14 protein-coding genes are annotated in these 22,135 nt (G+C 69.3%); 12 read left to right on the forward strand and 2 right to left on the reverse strand.

Annotated features, from left to right (window positions below; genetic code table 11):
* Positions 1 to 50: 50 nt before the first annotated feature.
* From eccD to ABZ420_RS04540, 7 genes are all read left to right on the forward strand, one after another.
* The gene (gene eccD / locus ABZ420_RS04510; RefSeq protein ID WP_357117026.1) at positions 51 to 1,574 is read left to right on the forward strand and encodes a type VII secretion integral membrane protein EccD; all 1,524 of its coding nucleotides are present in this window, start codon (positions 51 to 53) and stop codon (positions 1,572 to 1,574) included.
* On the forward strand, positions 1,574 to 2,932 hold the full coding sequence (gene mycP, locus ABZ420_RS04515; RefSeq protein ID WP_357117028.1) for a type VII secretion-associated serine protease mycosin: 1,359 nt from the start codon (positions 1,574 to 1,576) through the stop codon (positions 2,930 to 2,932). The genes eccD and mycP overlap by 1 nt, the downstream gene beginning before the upstream one ends.
* Complete coding sequence (gene eccE / locus ABZ420_RS04520; protein ID WP_357117030.1) at positions 2,929 to 4,650, forward strand: type VII secretion protein EccE; 1,722 nt, start codon at positions 2,929 to 2,931, stop codon at positions 4,648 to 4,650. The genes mycP and eccE overlap by 4 nt, the downstream gene beginning before the upstream one ends.
* A 16-nt stretch (positions 4,651 to 4,666) precedes the next feature.
* Complete coding sequence (locus tag ABZ420_RS04525) at positions 4,667 to 5,020, forward strand: helix-turn-helix transcriptional regulator (protein WP_357117032.1); 354 nt, start codon at positions 4,667 to 4,669, stop codon at positions 5,018 to 5,020.
* A gap of 77 nt (positions 5,021 to 5,097) precedes the next feature.
* The gene (locus tag ABZ420_RS04530) at positions 5,098 to 6,150 is read left to right on the forward strand and encodes a hypothetical protein (protein ID WP_357117034.1); all 1,053 of its coding nucleotides are present in this window, start codon (positions 5,098 to 5,100) and stop codon (positions 6,148 to 6,150) included.
* Position 6,151: 1 nt separating this feature from the next.
* The gene (locus ABZ420_RS04535; protein ID WP_357117036.1) at positions 6,152 to 6,832 is read left to right on the forward strand and encodes a hypothetical protein; all 681 of its coding nucleotides are present in this window, start codon (positions 6,152 to 6,154) and stop codon (positions 6,830 to 6,832) included.
* 170 nt (positions 6,833 to 7,002) lie between these two features.
* Complete coding sequence (locus ABZ420_RS04540) at positions 7,003 to 11,946, forward strand: NAD-glutamate dehydrogenase (protein WP_357117038.1); 4,944 nt, start codon at positions 7,003 to 7,005, stop codon at positions 11,944 to 11,946.
* 35 nt (positions 11,947 to 11,981) lie between these two features.
* On the opposite strand, the gene ABZ420_RS04545 is transcribed toward ABZ420_RS04540, so the two are convergent.
* Positions 11,982 to 13,043, reverse strand: a complete 1,062-nt coding sequence (locus ABZ420_RS04545; protein ID WP_357117040.1) for an SPFH domain-containing protein — start codon at positions 13,041 to 13,043, stop codon at positions 11,982 to 11,984.
* 212 nt (positions 13,044 to 13,255) lie between these two features.
* Between ABZ420_RS04545 and ABZ420_RS04550 the strand changes: the two genes are divergently transcribed.
* Positions 13,256 to 14,788 carry an amino acid permease gene (locus tag ABZ420_RS04550; protein ID WP_357117042.1) on the forward strand — a complete coding sequence of 511 codons (1,533 nt, stop codon included), beginning with the start codon at positions 13,256 to 13,258 and terminating at the stop codon, positions 14,786 to 14,788.
* 189 nt (positions 14,789 to 14,977) lie between these two features.
* Positions 14,978 to 17,365, forward strand: a complete 2,388-nt coding sequence (locus ABZ420_RS04555) for a tetratricopeptide repeat protein (RefSeq protein ID WP_357117044.1) — start codon at positions 14,978 to 14,980, stop codon at positions 17,363 to 17,365.
* A gap of 7 nt (positions 17,366 to 17,372) precedes the next feature.
* On the opposite strand, the gene ABZ420_RS04560 is transcribed toward ABZ420_RS04555, so the two are convergent.
* Positions 17,373 to 17,729: a DUF1707 domain-containing protein gene (locus tag ABZ420_RS04560; protein ID WP_357117046.1), complete on the reverse strand. Its 357-nt coding sequence runs from the start codon at positions 17,727 to 17,729 to the stop codon at positions 17,373 to 17,375.
* 203 nt (positions 17,730 to 17,932) lie between these two features.
* Here ABZ420_RS04560 and ABZ420_RS04565 point away from each other — a divergent pair, with 203 nt between their 5' ends.
* The 3 genes from ABZ420_RS04565 (at position 17,933) to ABZ420_RS04575 (ending at position 22,124) form a co-directional block, all read left to right on the forward strand.
* Positions 17,933 to 18,664 carry a MerR family transcriptional regulator gene (locus ABZ420_RS04565; RefSeq protein WP_357117048.1) on the forward strand — a complete coding sequence of 244 codons (732 nt, stop codon included), beginning with the start codon at positions 17,933 to 17,935 and terminating at the stop codon, positions 18,662 to 18,664.
* A gap of 245 nt (positions 18,665 to 18,909) precedes the next feature.
* Positions 18,910 to 19,485, forward strand: a complete 576-nt coding sequence (locus ABZ420_RS04570) for a dihydrofolate reductase family protein (RefSeq protein WP_040865472.1) — start codon at positions 18,910 to 18,912, stop codon at positions 19,483 to 19,485.
* Between the two features lie 107 nt (positions 19,486 to 19,592).
* Complete coding sequence (locus ABZ420_RS04575) at positions 19,593 to 22,124, forward strand: hypothetical protein (protein ID WP_357117050.1); 2,532 nt, start codon at positions 19,593 to 19,595, stop codon at positions 22,122 to 22,124.
* Positions 22,125 to 22,135: the final 11 nt, after the last annotated feature.

The following is a 22,135-nucleotide window of genomic DNA, read 5'->3' on the forward strand; positions in this document are numbered from 1 at the left end:
GCAGCCACCCCAGTGGTCATGCCGGAGCCGAGCGTCAGCGAGGCGGAGGCATGAGCACTGCCGTCGCGCCCGCGCCTGCCGGGACGCAGCCGTCGGCGGAGGTCGCACGGGCGCGGATCGCGGTGATGGTCTCCACGTATCAGGTCGATGTGGTGGTGCCGACCAAGTTCACCATCGAGACGTTCATCGACGACCTGCTGGTCGTACTGGCCTCGGCCATCGATGACGAGAGCGTCGATTTCACCCCGCCGCAGGGCCAGTGGAGCCTGGCCCGCCCGGGCGAGCCGCCGATTCCGCGCTGGCGCAGCCTCGCCGACCACGACGTCACCGACGGCACCGTGCTGATGCTGTCGGTCGTCGAATCGGCGGAGGTCTTCACGCCGGTGGTCGAGGACATCACCGACGCGCTCGCCCTGATCAACGAGCGCGAGTTCGCCGAGTTCGACGCGAACACCGCCGCCATCGTCGGGCTGACCGTCCTCGGCATCGGCGCCTCGGCGGTGGCCGCCATGCTGACCTGGTCGTGGACGATGACCGGTTCGACGTTGTGGTGCGGACTGCCCGCCCTGCTGCTCGGCGGGCTTTGCTGGGCGGCCGCCGCGCAGGCCCATCGGCGCAATGCCGCGGCAAAGCTCGCCCTCGGCTTGACGTTGACCGCGACGCCGCTGCTGTTCGCCGGAGGCGCGATGCTGGTGCCGCCCCCCTACGACCAGCCCGGCCCGCTCACCGCGGCCAATCTGGCGGCCGGAGCCGTGGTGGCGGCGATATCCGCAGCCACCATGATGCGCTTGAGCAAGATGGGCATCGCCACCTTGATGGCGGTGACGGTGCTCGGCATCATGCTCACCCTCGCGGCGTTGCCGGTGACCTACGCGGATCTGTCCGTCGGGCAGGTCGCGGGCGGCACGGTGTTCGTCGCGATAGTGCTGCTGACCGCGGCGCCACGCTTGGCCGTGGTCATCGCCCGCATCCGGCCGCCGGATCTGCCGGACCCGGGCAACGAGGTCGCGCCGACCACGCTGACCGATATCTTCGACGCGGAGACGGTGCGCGAAGGCGACGAGCACACCGCGGTCGGCGAGCAGCAGCGCAACGCCACCGAGGCCGGTATCGAGGGCCGCGCCCGACTGGCGGTGACCAGCCTGCGCGGTCTGATGGCCGCGATCTCCACCGTGCTCGCGGTCGCCGTGGTGATCGCGGCCGCGGTCAGTCCGGGCGGCATCCGGGAGATCGTCATGGCCGCCGCCATCGGCGGCCTGCTCGCGATGCGCGCACGCTGGCACCCGGATCGGGTCCAGGCGATCGCGCTGGTCGCCGGATCCGTGGTCACCGTCTGCGGCGTCGGCTTCGTCCTGGTGGGCGCGTACGAGAGCCCGGCCGCGCGTCTCATGGTCGGCCTCGCGGTGGCGTCGGCGGCTTGCCTCGCCTGCGTCGCGGCGCTGCGGCTGCCGGGCAAACGGCTGTCGCCGGTCACCCGCCGTGTCATCGACCTGGTGGAATACGCGCTGATCCTGGTGGTTCCGGTGATCGCCTTCTGGATCATGGGCGTCTACACCGCGATGCGAGGGATCTGATGAAGGTCGGCAGTGCCGCTGTGGCGGTTCTCGCCGGGGTGATGCTGGCTGTCCCCGCCGCTCCCGCGGTCGCGCTGGAGCCGCCCCAGGTCGTGGTCGGCGCACCGCCCGCGGATGACCCGCCGGGGCCCGAGCAGCCGATGAAGCAGGACAAGGGCTGCCTGGCCGCGGGTGCGCTGCCCGACAGCGACCTGACCCGCACTCCACCCGCGGAACTCGCGCTGGATCTGCGCCGCGCCAAGGCGCTGAGCCGGGGCGCGGGTGTGACCGTCGCCGTCATCGACACGGGAGTGCAGCCGCACCCGCGCCTGCCCAACCTGGTCGGCGGGGGCGATTATCTCGCCGCGGGTGGCGACGGACTGTCCGACTGCGACGCGCACGGCACTCTGGTCGCCGGGATCATCGGGGCCACTCCCGATCCAGGGGATGGATTCACCGGGGTGGCGCCGGAAGCCCGGATCATCTCCATCCGCACCCGCTCCGGTGCGTTCAGCCCCGAACGGCCGAGTTCTGATCCGAGCCAGCGGACCGCCATCGAGATCCGGACGCTGGCCCGGGCGATCACGCGCGCCGCGAACCAAGGCGCCGGTGTGATCACCGTGTCGCTGCCCGTCTGCCTCCCGGTGGACGCTCAGGTGGACCAGTCCATGCTGTCGGCGGCCATCGGCCATGCCGTCCATGTGCGCGGCGCGCTCATCGTGGCGGGCGCGGGCAACGCCGGAGGCGGCGCCAATTGCGCGCAGAATCCGGATATCGACCCGACGCGGCCCGCGGACCCGCGGAACTGGCGCGACGTGAAGACCATTTCCACGCCCGGTTGGTTCGGCGCCGACGTGCTCACCGTGGGATTCACCACCGCGACCGGCGCCCCCATGCAGGATTCGCTCACCGGGCCGTGGGTTTCGGTCGCCGCCCCCGGTACCGGCATCGAATCGCTCGGGCCCAGTGGCGGTGGCCTGATCAACGGCGTCGGTGAACCGGACAAACTCGTGCCGGTCGGCGGCGCGTCGTTCGCCGCGGCCTACGTCAGCGGTGTGGCCGCGCTGCTGCGGTCGCGCTTCCCCAACGAGACTCCGCGCGAGATCGCGGCCCGCTTGCAGGCCAGCGCGCACGCCCCCGCGCGCGGCATCGACAACGTGGTGGGCGCGGGCATGATCGACCCGCTCGCCGCCCTGAGCTACCGCACTCCGCCGCAGCAACCCACGGGCCTGTTCCGGTCCGCGGAACTGCCCGTGCCCCCTCCGCCGCGCCCGAAGGATCTGCGGCCCGCGATCACCGCGACCGTGGTCATCCTCGCCGCGGTGCTGCTCGGCCTCGTCGGTAGTCACATGAACTCCGTGATGCGGAGGCGCCGGTGAGTTTTCCGAGCGTACGGGTCGCCGGCGTCGAGCGTGGTCCGTTCGCCGCCTTCGTCGTCGTCGGCAGCCCGCTCCTGGTCGGGCTGTCGGCCAAGACGCCGTGGTGGGTGAGCGCGGTGGTGGTCACGGTCCTGGTCGTGACGGTGACCGTCCGGGTCAACGAACGGACCCCTGTTCGCTGGCTGCTCGACTGGGCGGCCTACCGGAAAGGCCGGACCGCCCGGGCGCGTGAACGCACGCAGCCCGCCGGGATCCGGGACGTGCAGGTGGCCGCAGGCGTGTGCGGCATCAACGAGGCGGGCAGCACGCTGATCGCGATGATCCAGCTCGCGCCGAATCTCGACCTGCCCACCGTCATCGCCGATCGAACCCTGTACACCGAGGACACCATCTCGGTCGACATGCTGTTCCCGATGCTGGATCAGTTCGGCATCGCGGTGGACATCGACATCGTCACCACCGGTCAGCGGGTCCGCTCCACCGGCAGCTACAGCATGCTCTACGACCAGTTGATCGGGACCCACCCGGTGGTCGGGGACCGGCTCACCTGGCTGGTTGTCCGGCTCGACCAGGAACGCAACCTGGCGGCGCTGAGCAAGCGCGGTCCGTGCGCGGTGGTCGCCCCCAAAGCGCTGGCCAGCGCCACGCATCGGATCGCGAGCCGCCTGCGCGAGCGGGGTATCGCCGCGCACGCGCTGCCCGCCGCGGCCTTGCGGGACGCGACGCGCCTGCTGCACGCCGGCGTCGAACTGTCCGACCTCCGGGAAACCTGGAGCAATCTGGAGTCGTCGGTGCCGGGCCGGTGTGTGACGAGCTTCCTGATCGACTGGACCCGGCTGGGCGGGGAGAGCCTCGACGACTGCTGGACCTGGAACCGCGGCCGCACCACTCTCGTGGTGAGCTTGACCGACGACACCGGGGGGCCGCGCGCGATCGTCCGGTTCATCGGCCCGGCGGTCACCACCGAACCGCCGGACTACATGCGGCTACTGCGCGGCGACCAGTCCAACGCCCTGCTGGCGTCGTTGCCGACCGGCTCCTCCATCCGAGCGCTACGCGGCTTCGAGTCCGGCGCCGACATCGCACCGGAGGAACTCGTCGCCGATCTGGCCATCGCGATCGGCCCGAACGGGCAGATCCTCGGCGCGATCAGCGGCCAGCCGCGCCACACTCTCGCGCTGCCGCTGTTCGATCCGGCCCGGTTCAACCCGCGCAGGCGCACCATCGATGTGCACGCCCGATTGCCCGTCGCCCAGCAGATCATCCTGCGGGCGATGGTGGTCGGCGCGGACGTGGAGATCCATTCGGCGCGTCCGGACAGCTGGCGCCAACTGGTGAGCGCCGTCGGCGATCCGCGGTCCATGCGCTTGGCCGATCCGGGTGACGGGCATACCGGCACGCAAACCACCGGGGCGGAGACACCGGCCACCATCGCGGTCTTCGATCACCTGCCGCCGCGTGCGTCGAGCGCGCACACGACGGTCACCATCAGCGAGCCCGGCGGTCCGCGCAGGCGTGCGGTCGATCTCGCGATCAACCAGGTCAGCGCGACCGCGGTGGACGTGAGCATTCCGATGCGCACGGTGCGGGTTGACCTCATCGAGCCGAGAGGCGAGACACGATATTTCGATACTGTCGACGGCCCGCCCGCGCACCACGCGGGGGCATCCGGACCCGTGGTTGCACCTCCGCAACCCGGTGGCCGTCGCGTGAGCTGATGGGAGCGGTCGGTTAATGTCTATCACCGTGGTAGCGGACACCCATGCCGATGGCGGCGATCTGACTCATCAGGACGCCGGGGACGCGCTAACCCCCAGACAGGCCGCGGCGGCGATCTTCTCCAGCCGGTTGTCGGAGCTGATCGCCGAATCCGTGGTCTCGACCGAGGACGGATCGACGCGGTCGCTGACGCTCTACTCGCTGGCGCAGCACTTGGAGTTGGCCTACCCGGACGTGCCGGTGTCGCAGTCCGGCCTGTACCGGCTGATCCACGGTGACGCGATCCCGCGGCTGGATTTGGTAATCGCGCTGGCCCGGGTGTTCGACGTGCCGCCGGAGTACTTCGTGACCGAGGAGAAGAAGCGCTGACCCGACCGGTCGGCTGTTCTCTCCAGCGGGAATAGCACCGGCTCTGCGGCCGGCTCGGTCCGGATACGATCCGGACCATGCCCGCCGAGGACCCGGGAGATGTTTTTCTCCGTCATCGAGGCGCGGTCCTCGACGCACTGCTCTCCGATTCTTCGTTCGGGTCTTCCGCCGCGCCGTCGACCGGTGGCATGGAACTCAGTGGCAGTACCGAGCACAGCGACAGCGTCGACTTCGCCACCGCGTCGCTCGGGTTGCCCGACCTCGACTCGGAGCCGCAGCAGGTCGCGCCGCGGCGTCGGGCCGGTGACGGCCCGAAGGCGAGCGAGCGAATCCTCGCGCTGCTGAACGGGCAGGCACAGGAATCGGCTCCGGCGATCGAACTGGGGAACGACTACTCCTCGGTCGCCGCCCGATCGAACGTGCAGGCCGAACCGGAACCGGAACCCTCGCGCGCATCCCCCGCACCGTCCGAGCGGCTCGCGCCCGTGCAGCAGATGGCCAAGGACGTGCTCGTCCAGCTGCGCAAACCCAGGGTCGCGCTGATCGTCGCCGCCGTGGTTGCCGTACTGCTGGTGCTGCTGCTGGTCACCACCGGCGGCAAGGAGAAGAACACGGCGAACGATCAGCTTCTGGTCGTCACGCCGCCGCCGACCTCGGCGGCGCCCTCGACCTCGGCCGCGCCGCCTGCGAGTTCGATCATCCAGCCGAAGTCCGCGACGTCGAAATGCCCGCCAGGCAGCACGTCGCCGATGGACGCTTTCGGCGGCCAGACGGGCAAGGCGTGGTCGTGCGTGCGCGCCTACAAGGTCGACGGCCAGGTCATCACCATCGACCTGGGCAAGACCTATCAGATCGACTCGATCGGCATCGTGCCCGGCTGGGACCACATCAGCGCCGACGGCACCGATCAGTGGGCGAAATACCGCACAGTGAGCCGGGTTTCGTACCAGTTCGACGACGGCAACAAGACCGTCTACACGCAGCCGACCCTCGATCAACGGACCTTGGTGGTGACCAAGACCGAGCCCACGGTGAGCGCCTCGAAGATCGTGCTGACCGTCCTGGAGTCCAAGGGCGATCCGTCGATCAACACCACCGCGATCTCCTCCATCGTCATCACGGGGCGCTGAAGTGTCCACGCTGCCCGAACTGGTCTGCCAGTACTGCTCGCATCGCAACACCGGCGCGGATTCCCGCTGCGCGCACTGCGGAGCGCCGCTGCGCAGTGCCGTGGACACGGCGCGAACCGTCGCGGAGAAGCTGCCCACTCCGGTCGCCGAAATCGCGGAGAAGGTCGGTAGCGAGGCGAAAAGCCTTGTGCACAAGGCCTATCCGCGCTGGCAGTGGTACACGGTCGGGGTGATCGCGCTGGTGATGGTGGCGGCCGCGGTTCTGGCGGTTCGGTCCTGTTCGCTGTCGCTGCCCTCGAATCTCCAGGGCACCGCGCCGGTCCGAGCCATGCCGGATCTGCTGCGCACGGCGGCGACCTGTCAGCCACTGGATTCCGGTGGTCAGCGGGAGAAGTGCGTCATCGCCGCCACGGACCCGATGCTCTTCGGTGGTATCGCGGGCGGCCGGGACGTGACCTTCTACGCCGAACTGGTTGCGCAGGATCGTTTGGCCGACAGCATTTCTCGATGGCGCGGGGCGGGCGGTTCCGCTCTCGTCGACGGACCCGTCTACGCCGCGATCGGTCCTTCGGCAACCGTCTGGTACGCGGATACCCGGACGGGTCTGCGATTGGAAACGGGTACCTTCGCCGGTCGGGCCGGCGCCCAGACCTTCATGTCGCGGGCGGGACTGGTCCGCTGACCTGATCGCGCCTCTTCCGCCGGACGCCAGAAAATCCCTGATCCGGACGGCGTTACCCATGTCCGTCCTGGCAAATTATTGTTACACTGTTGATTGTGCCGTTATCCAGCGGTACGTTATGTGAAGTACGAAACACGTACGAGCGCAGTTCTCGGGAAGGCAACGGATCGATGGTGGCAACCACCCAGCAGACGATTTCACCGAAGCGGTTCCGCGATGATCCGACCGACCTGGAGGCGGCCTACTTCCGGTGGATCCAGCCGGGTCCCGCGGCGTCGGCGATCACGGACCGGGCCGAGCGGATCTTCCGTCAGCATCTGGAGCTGGCGGCCACCCGCGCGCCCGGTTCGGCGACCACCAGGGTCTACCGTCCGGACGACAGCGCGGGAGTCGGCGCCGCGATCCAGATCGTCAACGACGACATGCCGTTGCTGGTCGACTCGGTGACCGCCGCCCTGCGGCGATTGGGCGCGACGGTCACCGAAGTCGTGCATCCCGTGTTCGACGTCTCGCGCGACGCCGACGGCCGGGTGTTGTCCATCGCGCCGCGTGACGGTGTGGCCGAGCCGGCCGGGGAGGCGGACGGACAAACGCTGCGCGAGTCGTGGATCCACGTGCAATTGGGCGCGGGCCTGTCCGACGAACTGGTGGACCGGATCGAACAGGCGCTGCCGCCGCTGCTCGCCGACCTGCGCCGGGTCGCCGACGACACGCCGACCATGGTCGAGGTGCTCAATACCGTTGCCGGCCAGCTGGATCAGGCCGCGCAGTGGGCCGGTGACGCGGAGATCCCGCAGACCGCCGGGTTGCTGCGCTGGCTGTCCGACGGGCATTTCACGCCGCTCGGCTACGGCTACTACCACTTCCGCCGCTCCGCGCCGAGCGCGAACGCCGACTTCGAACCGTGGCAGCTGCCGGGCACCGGGCTCGGCGTCCTCGGCAACGGCGCCGACGCCGATATCAGCGTGCCCGTGGTCGGCGCGAAGCGCACGGTCCTGCGGATGGCCAACGGGTCGGTGGACTCGCTGCTGCCCGGGTCCCGGGACCTGTACTTCATCAGCGTGGCCGATTACGGCTCGAGCGACCCGAGCGGCCGCGCGGCCTGGGGCGACACCGTCAAGATGGTCAAGGGCGAACACGTCTTCGTCGGCACCTTCACCGTCGCGGGCCTGCACGAGAACATCCTCGACATCCCGGTCATCTCGCGGCGCGTGCTGCAGGTCATCGAATGGGCTGGCTTCGGCCTCGACTCGTTCTCCGGCCAGGCCATGCTGGAGATGATGCAGTCGTTCCCCCGGGTGGAGCTGTTCTCCACCGACGCGCGCAGGCTGTTCGAAACCGTCTCCGCGGTGATGAATCTGGGCCTGCGGCGCCAGGTGCGGCTGTTCATCCGGCGCGATTCGCGCAGCGACACCATTTACTGCCTGGTCTACATGCCGCGCGACCGCTATTCCACCGAGGTCCGCGTGCGCATGGGCGACATCCTGCGCGAGCAGTTCGATGCCGAGCAGATCGCGTACTCGGCGCGGGCCACCGAATCGGAACTGGCCGTCGTCTACTTCACGGTGCACCGCAAGCCGGGCGCCGAGGCGGCCGACATCTCCGAGGAGAATCGCGAGCGGATCCAGGAGTTGCTGCTGGCGACGACCTGGACCTGGAGCGACCGTCTGGTCGCGGAGGCGGCGGGCGCCTCCGACATGCCGCAGGCGCTGGTCACCGAGTACGCGACGGCCTTCCCGGCGAGCTACCAGCAGGAGCACGAGCCCGCGCACGCGCTCAGCGATCTGCGCCGCCTCGAACGGCTGTCCGACGGCGCGATCGACACCGACCTCTACCGGCAGGGCGACCCGGGCGCCGCCGAATGGCGATTCACGCTCTACGTCGCGGGTGAGGGCGTCTCGCTGAGCCGGGTGTTGCCGGTGCTGCACAGCCTCGGCGTCGAGGTGGTCGACGAGCGGCCCTATCGCATCACGCTGGCCGACCGGCCGGACCGCTGGATCTACGACTTCGGGCTTCGGGTGACCGCCGCGCCGCTGCGGGAAGCGCTCGACAGCGAGCCGGCCGCGCAGCTGGGGCACTCGATGGACGCCGCGTCGCTGCCGGAAACCAGTGTGCGGCGGCGTTTTCCGGATGCGGTGACCGCGATGTGGTTCGGCCGCGCCGAAGTCGACGGCCTGAACGAACTGGTGCTGCGCGCCGGCTTGCACTGGCGTGAGGTGGCCCTGCTGCGCGCCTACGCGAAATACTTGCAGCAGGCCGGTTTCGCCTACACCTTCGGGAACATCACCCGCGTCCTGCTCACCCATCCGGCGACGGCGCGGTCGTGCACCGACCTGTTCGCCGCGTACTTCGACCCGGACGGCGTCGGCGCGCAGGCCGCGGACCGGGCGGCGGAGATCGCCGAACGGCTGCAGGCCGAGATCGACGCGGTGGTCAGCCTGGACACCGACCGAATCCTGCGCGCCCTGTTCGGCCTGATCGAAGCGACCCTGCGGACCAACTACTACCGGCGCGACGAGGCGGGCGACGCGCTGGACTACCTGTCGGTCAAGCTGAATCCGCACGCGATCGCCGAACTGCCGAAACCGAAGCCGCAGTTCGAGATCTTCGTGTACTCGCCTCGGGTGGAGGGCGTGCACCTGCGGTTCGGTTCCGTGGCCCGCGGCGGTCTGCGGTGGTCGGACCGCTTGGAGGATTTCCGTACCGAGATCCTGGGTCTGGTCAAGGCGCAGGCGGTGAAGAACGCGGTGATCGTGCCGGTCGGCGCGAAGGGCGGCTTCGTGGTGAAGCAACCGCCGGCGGCCACGGGCGATCCGGCCGCCGACCGGCAGGCGCTCGGCGCGGAAGGCGTCGCCTGCTACCGCACGTTCATCTCCGGCCTGCTGGATGTCACCGACAACGTGGACCGCGCGAGCGGGGAGGTGCTGCCGCCCGCGCAGGTGGTGCGCCGCGACGGTGACGACACCTACCTGGTGGTGGCGGCCGACAAGGGCACCGCCACGTTCTCCGACATCGCCAACGACGTCGCGCAAAGCTATGGCTTCTGGCTCGGTGACGCGTTCGCCTCCGGCGGTTCGGCCGGCTACGACCACAAGGCCATGGGCATCACGGCCAAGGGCGCGTGGGAGAGCGTCAAACGCCACTTCCGCGAGATGGAACTGGACACCCAGACCCAGGACTTCACCGTCGTGGGCGTCGGCGACATGAGCGGCGACGTCTTCGGCAACGGCATGCTGCTGTCCGAGCACATCCGCTTGGTGGCCGCCTTCGACCACCGGCACATCTTCCTCGACCCGATTCCCGACGCGGCGCGTTCCTACCGGGAGCGGCAGCGGATGTTCGCATTGCCGAGGTCGTCGTGGGCGGATTACGACACGTCACTGATCAGCCCCGGCGGCGGCGTCTACGACCGCTCCGCCAAGGCGATCCCGGTGACTCCGGAGGTGCGCGCGGCACTCGACCTGCCCGCGAGCGTGACCACCCTGTCGCCGCCGGAGATGATCAAGGCCATTCTGCAGGCCCCGGTCGATCTGCTGTGGAACGGCGGGATCGGCACCTACATCAAGGCGAGCACCGAGACCAATGCGGAGGTGGGCGACAAGTCCAACGACGCGGTCCGGGTGAACGCCGACCGATTGCGGGTCAAGGTGATCGGCGAGGGCGGCAACCTCGGTGCGACGGCGCTGGGCCGCATCGAGTTCTGCCGCAACGGTGGACGGATGAACACCGACGCGCTGGACAACTCGGCGGGCGTGGACTGCTCCGACCACGAGGTCAACATCAAGATCCTGCTCGATGCCGTCGTCTCCAGCGGTGAACTCGCCGTCGCCGAGCGCAATCCGCTGCTGGCCTCGATGACCGACGAGGTTTCCGACCTGGTGCTGCGGGACAACATCTCGCAGAATTTCCGGCTCGGGATGTCGCGTGCCGACGCGGCGGGCATGTCGGGAGTGCACGGCAGGATGATCAACGACCTCGAACAGCGTCGCGGTCTCGACCGTGAGCTGGAGGCGCTGCCGACGGAAGCGGAACTGGCCCGCCGCGCCGCCGAAGGAACCGGTCTCACCTCGCCCGAGCTGGCGAATCTCATGGCACACGTGAAACTTTCGCTCAAGGCCGATTTGCTGGCCGGTGATCTGCTCGACGGCCCGGCGTTCGCCTCGGTGCTGCCAGCCTACTTCCCCGCGCCGCTGCGGGAGCGGTTCGCGCAGGCGATCGGCAGGCACCCGCTGCGGCGCGAGATCGTGGCCACCGTCGTGGTCAACGAGATGGTGGACTACGGCGGCATCACCTACGCGTTCCGGCTCGCGGAAGAGGCCGGGGCGACCACCGACGACGCGGTGCGCGCGTACCGGGCGGCGGTGGAGATCTTCGACCTGCACGAGCTCTGGCAGCGGATCAGGCAGGCACAGATGTCCACGGCGGCGCGAAACGAACTGGAACTGGAGACCAAGCGCACCCTGGACCGGGCCGCACGCTGGCTGCTGTCCAACCGGCCGCAGCCCATCGCGATCGGCGCCGACATCGCCAGGTACCGCGACGGCGTGCGTGCCCTGTCGGGCAGAGTGCCCACGTGGCTTACCGGCTACCTCACCGAGGATCTCGCCGAGCGTTCGCGGCGGTCGATCAGCCGTGGCGCGCCTCAGGAGCTGGCCGAGGAGGTGTTCGGGCTGATCCACCGTTTCCCGCTGCTGGATGTGCTCGACCTGGCCGACATCGCCGACCGCGACGCCGCGGAGGTCGCGGTGCTGTACTACGCGCTCAACGAGCACTTCCAGATCGAGCGGCTGCTGACCGCGGTCGGCAAGCTGGAGCGTGGCGGGCGCTGGCGGGCGCTGGCCCGGCTCGCGGTCCGCGAGGATCTCTACGATTCGCTGCGGTCGCTGACCCTCGACGTGCTGACCGCCACCGAGCCGCAGGACAGCACGGTCGAGAAGATCGCGTACTGGGAGTCGACCAACCGTTCGCGGCTGGCCCGTGCGGGTGCGTCGCTGGCGCAGATCTTCGCCGCCGAAACGCACGATCTCGCCGCGCTCTCGGTGGCGGCACGGCAGGTCCGCGGCATGGTGAGCGGCGGTGATGCGACGGCCGTCGCACCGACGCTCGCGAGCTGATCGACCACACGATGCCCGGAGGCAGGCGCTCGGCGTCAGCCTCCGGGCATCGGCGTTCCGCACTCCCCGCAGAACTTGGCGCCGGGGCTCGACTCCGCGCCGCAGCTCGTGCAGTGCCTCGGTTGCGTCACCAGGCGCGCCCCGCAGTTCATGCAGAACTTCGCGCCCGCCGGATTCGCGCCCTGGCAAGCGGCGCATGACGTCTGAGCGGTCTCCGGCGCCGCGGCGGGAAGCTGCGGCGCGGGGGAGTGGTTACCGACCTGGTGGCCGATGGCGTTCAGACTCAGTGCCGCGCCGAGGAATCCGCCTTCCATGCCGTGGTGTCCGCGCGCGAAACCCTGACTCGCGCCGAGCGCGAGCTCGCCCGCGGCGTAGCGCTGGAAATCGCCGGTGAGGCTGATGTACTTGACGTCCTTGGCGAGTCGCTTGAGCCGGTCGGCGTCCTCCGGCGCCAGACTGATGTCGAAGTTACCCATTCGCGGGATGCGCAGCCCGTATTCGTAGAGCGCGGTGTTGGTCTGGCGCAGCACCGCCTGCTCGATCGGCTGCAGCTGTGCGGAGAGCCCGAGCACCGGCCAGTCGCGGCGCGCGACCCCTTGGGTCACCGCCATCTTCATGGACTTGAGCAGCAGGTCGGCGCACCAGCTCTGCACCCGGTCCGGGTCGGTGAGATCGGCGGTGCCCGCCAGCGCGGTCAGCAGCTCGGCCGGGTCGCGAACGGTCAGGGCGAACTCGCCGAAGACGCGCAGCGTCACCACCTGCTCGCTGACCGGATCGAGGATGTCGTCCAGCCGGCCGCCGAAGCGAATCCCCGGAAACTCCCTAGTGGAAACGAAATACAGTTCGGCCCGGTAGTAGTTGCCGCCGGTGAGGGTGTCGACGAGCGCACCGAGCACCGGGAGCTCGTCGGCGTCGATGCGGTGGCGTCCCGGGCCCATCGCGGCCACGACCCGCCCGGACTTGACGAAGAGGGCGAGCTGGTCGGCGTTGACCATCGCGCGGCTGTAGCGCCGGATGTTGACGTCCGGCCACTTGTAGACCAGCTGATTCTTGCGGTCCTCTGGGACCGCGATGAATTCCCGTTCGAACCAGGCCATCTGCGCTCCCTCGTCCCGTTTGTCCCACTGAGCGTACCGATATCTGGTGGCACGATCAACGAATCTTGTCGCGATCGCCGCTGCTCGGATGCCCTTTTCTCAAAGCTCCTGATGTCCAGCGTGTTACAACATGCCGATCGCTATTGAACGTGCCGCTATGTAACGGTACATTGAGCGAAGTTATGATCGCCGTCACCTGAAAGGCCATCGCCATGACCACAGTTCGACCACCAGCGGATGCGCCCGCGCAGGCTGCCGCGCTCGAAGACGAGGACTCGGGCTATCACAAGTCGCTGCGCCCGCGTCAGCTGCAGATGATCGCGATCGGTGGGGCGATCGGCACCGGGTTGTTCCTGGGTGCGGGTGGCCGGCTGGCCAGCGCGGGCCCTGGCCTGTTCATCGTGTACGCCATCTGCGGCGTGTTCGTATTCTTCATCCTGCGGGCGCTCGGCGAGCTGGTGCTGCATCGCCCCTCCTCGGGATCGTTCGTCTCCTACGCCCGCGAGTTCTACGGCGAGAAACTGGCGTTCGCGGTCGGGTGGATGTACTTCTTCCACTGGTGCATGACCGGGATCGTAGACATCACCGCCATCGCGACGTATGTCCATTACTGGGGAGCGTTCGAGGTCATCCCGCAGTGGTTGATCGCCCTGGTCTCCCTCGCGGTCGTGGTGAGCATCAACCTCGTCTCGGTCAAGTGGTTCGGCGAACTCGAGTTCTGGGCCGCGCTGATCAAGGTGATCGCCCTGGTCACCTTCCTGATCGTCGGCACGGTGTTCCTCGCGGGCCGCTTCAAGATCGACGGCCAGGTCACCGGCCCGAGCGTCATCGCCGATCACGGCGGGCTGTTCCCGGCCGGGTTGCTTCCGCTGGTCCTGGTCACCACCGGAGTCGTGTTCGCCTACGCCGCAGTGGAATTGGTCGGTACGGCAGCCGGTGAAGCGGAGAACCCCGAGAAGATCATGCCGCGCGCGATCAACTCGGTGATCGCCCGGATCGCGCTGTTCTACGTGGGTTCGCTGGTGCTGCTCGCCCTGCTGCTGCCCTACACCGCGTTCAAGAACGGTGAGAGCCCGTTCGTGACGTTCTTCTCGCGGCTCGGTGTGGACGGCGCCGGTTCCGTGATGAACCTCGTGGTGCTGACCGCGGCGTTCTCCAGCCTGAACGCCGGTCTCTACTCGACCGGCCGCATCCTGCGCTCGATGTCGATGAACGGCAGCGCGCCGACCATCGCGGCGCGGATGTCCCGCGGCGGCGTGCCCTACGTCGGCATCCTCGCCACCGGCGCGGTGGCGCTGATCGGCGTCGGACTGAACGCGGTGGTGCCGGAGCAGGCCTTCGAGATCGTGCTGAACATGTCGGCGCTGGGCACCATCTTCGCCTGGACCGCGATCGTGGTCTGCCAGCTGCAGCTGTGGCGCTGGTCGCGCACCGGCCGTGCGGAGCGTCCGTCCTTCCGGCTGATCGGCGCGCCGTACACGAGCTTCGCGACACTGGTGTTCCTCGCGACCGTGGTCGTGCTGATGGCGTGCAGCGATGACCACGTGCAGCGCGGTGCGGTGCTCGCGATGGTCGTCATCATGGTTCCCGCGCTGGTGGGCGGCTGGTTCCTGGCCCGCAAGCGGGTGCTGCAGATCGCCGAGATCCGCCAGGGCATCACGGGGCAGTTCCCGGTCCTGGCCGAGCGGCCGCGCCGCGAATCGGGCGACCCGGTGGTGATCCTCGACAAACCCGACGAAGAGTGAGGCAGTATCCGCCCCGGGCCGTTCGCCCGGGGCGGATATATTCCCAATGTCGGGAACAATACACGCGCGCATCGACAGGCGGCGGACCAGAATGAAACCGCGATTCAACGGCGGGTCTGAGAGGTTCGTATGCCGGAGCACCCCAGCGCATCCGACCGTCCACTTGCGCATCCGTGGGCGAATCGGCGCATGCGCGGCACCGAGGTGCCTCGGCGAACTTCCCACCCTTGGGCCACTCGGCATCTGCTCAAAACCGAGGTGGCCCCACGACTACCCAATCCGTGGTCGACACCTCGGTACGTCGAGAAACCACGTGCCGGCGCCGTCGACCCGGCGTCGAGCGACGGCGGACCGCCGACCGGCCCCGCCGTCGTGGGCGAGGAGACCATCGGCACCGCCGAGCGGCTGCTGCTCGGCGCACTCGAGGCCGAGTCCGAACCCGGTTCCGGGCGCAGCGCGCGCTCGCGGCCGAGCGCGCGACGATTGGGCGGCGGGCTGGTGTCCATGCCCAAGGTGAGCCCGCTCGATCCGCGCACCGCGGTGATGCAGAACCCGGAAGTGCCCGAGCACAAACGGTTCTGCTGGAAATGCCAGCAGCCGGTCGGCCGCACCGGTGCGGCCGGGTCGGGCGCCGTGGAGGGCGAGTGCGGCCGCTGCGCCTCGCCGTTCAACTTCCGGCCCCTGCTCCAGCCGGGGGAGATGGTCGCCGACCAGTACGAAGTCCAGGGCTGTCTGGCCCACGGCGGACTCGGATGGATCTACCTGGCGATCGACCGCAATGTGAGCGATCGCTGGGTGGTGTTGAAGGGGTTGCAGAACCCGCTCGACTTCGAAGCGCACGTGGTCGCCCTCGCCGAACGCCAATTCCTCTCCGAGGTGGCCTATCCCGGCATCGTCAAGATCCACAACTTCGTCAAGCACCGTTCCGGGCGCGACGTGGCCGACGGCTACATCGTCATGGAGTACGTCGGCGGGCGCTCGCTGAAGAGGATGCTGGATCTGCGTGCGCCCGAACGCATTCCGGTCTCCGAGGCGATCGCCTTCATGATGGAGATCCTGCCCGCGCTGGACTACCTGCACTCGTTCGGGCTGGCCTACAACGACCTCAAGCCGGACAACATCATGGTCAGTGAGGACGAGGTCAAGCTGATCGATCTCGGCGCGGTCGCCGCGATGGAGTCCTACGGCAGTATCTACGGCACTCCGGGCTATCAGGCGCCCGAGATCACCGAGACCGGCCCGACGGTCGCATCGGACATCTACACCGTGGGGCGGACGCTGGCCGCTCTGGTGCTGGACATGCCCAAGAACGCCGACGGACACCAGCTGCCCGGCATTCCCTCGCCCGAGGACGAGCCGCTGTTGCGGGACTATCCGGCGTTGCACCGGCTGCTGTGCCGCGCGACCCATCCGGAGCCGCGCCGCCGCTTCCCCACCGCTTACGCGATGTACGGCCAGCTCGCGGGCGTCCTGCGCATGGTGCTCGCCTACGACACCGGTAAGGAACATCCGCAGGCGTCGCTGGAATTCGGCGCCATGCGTGGCGATTTCGGCATCGAGACGTTGATCGGGCAGACCGACGGCATGACCGATGGGCGCCATCGCCTGCCCGCGCTGGACGCGCCGAGCGTCGTCGCGGCCCTGCCGGTGCCGATGATCGACGGTGAGGACCCCAGCGCCGACCTGCTGTCCACGTTGCTGCACGGCGATCCCCGGCATGCCCTGGACGCCCTGCGCCGCACCGCCGACCGGATCGTCTCCGGGACCATCCCGGAGCCGGAGACGTTCGAGCTGGAGGGCACGCTCACGGCGGTGCGCGCGCATCTGGACCTGGGTGAGGTGGTGCCCGCGTGCGATCGGCTCGCCGATCTGCGGCCCGACTACGGCACGGACTGGCGCCTGGAGTGGTATTCGGCGGTCGCCGCTCTGCTGGACGGCCAGTACGAGCGCGCCTACGAGTATTTCGATCTGGTGCACAGCATGCTGCCCGGCGAGATCGCCCCCGCGCTGGCGCTGGCGGCGACCGCCGAACTCACCCTCCAGCATCTGGGCGACCGCGCCGACGACCGCTGGCATCGGCTCGCCGAGGAGTATTACCGCACGGTGTGGCGGACCAATCACGGTGTGGTGAGCGCGGCGTTCGGACTGGCCCGCAGACTCGCCGCCGACGGCGGCTTGCTGGAGGCCGTGGAGGTCCTCGATCAGGTGCCGGAGGCATCGCGGTATCAAAGCGTGGCGCGCATGACCGGATGCCTGCTGCTGGTCTCCCAGCCGATCCCGGAGACCACGGAGGCCGACCTGCTCGAGGCGGCCGCGCGGCTGGACGCCGCGCCGGACGAACCGAGGGCGTTGCAGTTGCAGGTGATCGTGGTGGGTGCGGCGCTGGAATGGGTGCGCGGCGGCGGCCGGTCGGCCGATCCGGACGCGACCCTGCTCGGCTTCCCGTTCACCCTGCTCGGTCTGCAACGCGGGCTGGAGTCCAGCCTGCGGGCGCTGGCGCGCATCGCCCCGCATCGTCTGCACCGCTACCGCCTGGTCGACCTGGCCAACTTTGTGCGGCCGAAGTCGAGGTGGTGAACCGGTCTCAGGTGGTGCGCGCGGTGAGCATGAAAAGCGCGGGCGCGGCCAGGATCACCAGCAGCCACAGCCAGTTGCCGGTGGTCACCGCCAGCACCACCGAGAAGACCACGGCCGCGCCGGCCAGGACGACCAGGCGCGGCAGCGGGTTGGTCGGCGTCACCTCGGCCGGGGGCGGTGTGCTGCCCGGCAGGTCGGCGAACAGCTCGGCCAGTTGACTCCGCTGAGTCGCGGCAGCGACGGCCGCGCTGAGTTCGTCGAATTCGGCCAGGCTCAGCCGGCCCGTGCCCAGGTGGTGGGTCAGCTCGCGCATCGCGCGCTCGCGGTCGGCGAGACTGGCCGGAGGGCCCGCGGATTCACCCATGCCGGAAGGATAGGCGCGGCGGCGGGACCCGGCATCGAGGGGATTTCCAGAGGCGGGAAGACCGGTGGCGGGCGGGCGCCCGGAAGGTGGCGGCGGCCCGCGCGGACGATGTTTGCTGAAATGTCGCTATGGACCGGTCGGTCGCCCCGACAATGGCCGCGCACCGGCGGCCGTCCCGTGTTGCGATGTGGTTTCCTTGAGGTATGACTGCGGGTGTGGAGTACACGATCGACGAGCTGGCGCGGGAGGCCGGTACGACCGTGCGTAGCCTGCGCGTTTACCACGAACGGGGCGTGCTGCCGCCCCCGCAGGTCAAGGGGCGTACCGGTTTCTACGGCGCCGACCACCTCAACCGGGTGCGGACCATCAGCAGGTTGCTCGATCGCGGGATCAAACTCAACGGCATCAGGGAATTGCTCAACGCCTGGGATCGTGGCGACGATCTGGGGGATATCCTCGGTGTCGCCGAGCCCGGCTCGCCAGAGGCGGCCGTCGAGGCGGGCGAAACGATCGCGGCAACCGAACTGGCCGAGCGCTATCGCGACGTGCCCAACGGTCTGGCCCGGGTCGTCGCGGCGGGTCTGTACGAACCCGTCGACGCGGCGACCTACCGCATCGCGGATCGCCGTCTGGCGCACAGTCTCGAGCAGATGGCGGCCGTGGGCATCCCGGCCGACGAGGTGCTCGGCGAACTGGAGAAGCTGCGCGCCGACGCCGAGCGGATCGCGCGGCGCTACGTGGATCTGTTCCGGCGTACCGCGTGGGCGTCGTTCCAGGATTCCGATCGCGGCCCGGCGCAGGTGGCCGAACTCGCGCAGCGGCTGGAGGCGACCAGGGCGGTCCCGGCGGAGACCACCGCCGAACTCGTGAACCGGCTCATCGCAAGGTATCTCGACCAGGACGCCGAGCTAGCCGAGGCGCTGCCGGAGAGCTGACCGGCGGCGCGGACTCGCGGCGGGTCGAAATATTCCCGTTTCAGATTCCCATCATTGGCGATACGTAGCAGTAACGTGCCGTTGATCAACGGTATATTGGTGTCATCCGGCGCGCGTTCGCGTGCCGCGGGGCTACCTACGCTCGTCTACTTAAGTATGTCTTCCGGCGACCTACCGATGCGCCGAAGTGTCGCTCTCCCCGACAATCTGGAAGTCGCACAAGGGCAGCAGATGGGTGTGGGCACATGGGAAGCGTGACGCTGTGGATGCAGATGTCGCTCGACGGCTTCGCGGAGGGGCCGGATCAGGAGATCCACTGGCCGGTGGTGGACGAGGAACTGTGCGAGTCGTTCCTGGACGAATTACGCTCGGCCGACCTGTTCCTCTACGGCCGCAAAACATACGAGATCATGGCGTCGTTCTGGCCGACCGCCGACGTGGATCCCGCGATCTCGGAGTTCTACGTGGATTTCGCGCGGTGCTGGAAACAGACGCCCAAGGTGGTCTTCTCCCGCACCCTGTCCTCCGCGGGCTGGAACACCCGCGTGGTGCGCGACGACCTCGTCGAGGAGATCACCGCGTTGCGCGCGCAGCCGGGATGCGACATGGTCCTGTTCGGCGGCGCGGAGACGGCGTCGGAGTTCATGAAGCACGACCTGATCGATGAGTACCGGTTGTTCGTGCACCCGATCCTGCTCGGCGGCGGGATTCCGCTGTTCCCGACGCCCGCGGTGGTATCGGGGCTGCAACTCGTCGACGTGATGACTTTCGACAGCGCGGTGGTCCAGATGCACTACCAGCAGATGGCCTCCGCGAGGTAGCAATCGGCGCGGAAACGGAGTCCGTTGCCCTGGTAAACAGGGGCTTGACCTTTGCGTAACCTCTGATTGTCGAGCGCGTTGCCGCGTCGTCGGCTAACTTTCGTTTTATGTCCCTGGTTCAGGCACGTGGCGACGTGCTGCCTGCATCCACCAGTGAATTCTGCGGCCGGGAAACGGAATTGGACCGGCTGGGCGCGCTGCTGGACAGCGGCGCGCGCCTGATCACCCTGGTCGGCCCGGGCGGGATCGGCAAGACGAGGTTGGCCGCGGAAGCGTTGTGCCGCGGCGCGCACGCCCGGCGCAGGCCGGTGTACTGGGCGCGGCTGGCCGGGCTGGAGGCCGACAGCACCGCCACCGCGCAGGACGTGATGCAGTCGGCCGTGCGCACCGACCTCAGTTCGCCACCCACCCGTGACGCGCTGGTACGCACGTTCACCAGCGGAGACCGTTCCACCGAGCGCGCTGTCCTCGTCCTGGACAACTGCGAACACCTGCTCGGCGTGGTCGCGGCGATGATCGCCGAGTTGCTGGAATCCGCACCGGGCCTGACCGTCCTGGCCACCAGCCGCGAACCGATCGGCTGGGCCGACGAGTACATCCTGCCCGTGCCGCCGCTGTCGCCGCGGCAGTCGCTCGAATTGTTCCGGCAGCGCGCCGAACTCATCGGGCGGGCGATCCCGGACGACCGCGAGGCGGTGGCCGTCGCCGCCCGGATCTGCCGCCGGGTCGACCACAACCCGCTGTTCATCCGCCTGGCCGCGGCGCGTCTGCGGCACCAGCCGCCGGTCATGGTGCTGCGCGAACTCACCGGCGACGCGGACGATAAACGCTTGCACTGGACCCACGGCGCACGGGCAGGCGCCGAGCAGCGCCACCGCGGTGTCTACGACGTGATCGCCTGGTCGTTCGCGCTCTGCGGCTCCTCCGAGCAGTTGCTGCTCGAGCGACTGTCGGTCTTCGCCGCCGGGTACGAGACCGACGACGAGTCGCTGCGCGGGGGCATCGAGCTCGACGCCGCGATCGCGGTATGCGCCGACGACGCCCTGCCCGCGAGTGCGATCGAACACCTGCTGGAGCGGCTCACCGAACAGTCGCTGCTGTCGGCACATCTCACCGCGACCACGGTCAGCTGGTATCTGGTGGAAAGCGTCCGCGTGTTCGCCCGGGAGCGGCTGCGCCGCCGGGACCGTGGGGAGTTCGACCGGCTCGCCGCGCGCCACCGCCGGTATTTCCGGGACAAGGTGGTCGCCGGGCAGGCCATCTGGCTCGGGCCGCAGGATCAGGCCTGGCTGTCCTGGGCGCGCTCGGCGTGGAACGACATCGTGCTCGGCATCGAATCCGGTCTGGCCGACCCGGCGGAGGCCGTGGTCGCCCTGGAGATCGCCACCGTCCTGCTGTCGATGAAGGTGCCGTACGTCAAGTCCGGTGCGGGCGCGCTGACCCGGTTGACCGAACGCGCGCTCGAGGCCACCCGGGCCTCCGGGCTGGGCCCTTCCGGGCCGGCCGACCTGGCCACCGCGCTGCTCGGCTGGATCTCGCTGTGGCAGGGACGGACCGATCACATCCCGCAACTGCTCGCCGACTGCGCCGCCCTCCCACCGGGAGCCGGGCCGCGCTACACCGATATCGATTTCGGGCTGCCCGCCCCGGTCGAGTGGCTGTGGGGGCTCGAGCTGATGCTCGTGCGCGGTGACCCGCGCGCCGTCACCGTCCTTGCTCGGGCCCGCCGCAAATTCGCCGAACAGGGCGATCGCATCGGCGCCGAACGCAGCGACGTGTTCGCGGCGTTCTGTTCCGCCCTCGTCGGCGACCGGCGGGAGGCGCTGGAGAACACGGCGCGATTCCTGGATCGATCGGTGTCGTCCGGCTCGACATTGTCGCGCGCCTGGGCCGAGATCGCGCGCGCGGTGGCGCTGGCCAAACACGGGTCCGCCACCGAGGCGCTGACGCTGACCCACGGGGTGCTCACCCGCTACCGCGGCGAACCGGACACCTGGACGGCGAGCTGGGCGGTGGGCGCGCACATCGTCGCGCTGGCCCAGGTCCTCGTCGCGCAGCGGGCCGAGGGCGGTGATTCCGCCGCGGCCGCCGACACCGCGCGGGAGATCGCCTACCTGGTAGGCGGATTCAAGACGCGTCAGCGATCGATGGGCATATCCGTCGACCGGGTTCCGCTGATCGCCGCCGAGATGCGCCGCGCCGCGGAGGTCTCCCGCGCGGTGCTCGGCGACCGCGCCTACGCCTCCGCCGAACGCAGGACGCGGCTGCGCCCCGAGCTCGACGCGCTGTGGTCTCCAGCCCCGGATCCGGCGCCGCCCGCCCGTCGGCCGGACCGGCAGGGCGCTTCCCGGCCGGCGTCGCGGCGGCCCGCCACGCGCTGGAGCGACCTCTCGGAGGCCGAACGCGACGTCGCCGTCTTCGCGGCGGCGGGCTGGCCCAACAGCGCCATCGCAGGTCGCAGGCGCAGCTCCATCCGGACGGTCGACGCGCAGGTGGCCGCCATCCGGCAGAAGCTGATGATCGCCTCCCGCGCGGACATCGCGGCCCACATTCCCGACGAGCTCGCCGACCGGGTCCGGTACGAATCCGAGCGGCGGCCCAGCCGTAGCCGCAAAGGCAGGACGGGACGCGCCCATTAGGCTGCTCGAGC

The organism is Nocardia sp. NPDC005745 (assembly GCF_040630775.1).
In the GTDB taxonomy this organism is placed as follows: domain Bacteria; phylum Actinomycetota; class Actinomycetes; order Mycobacteriales; family Mycobacteriaceae; genus Nocardia.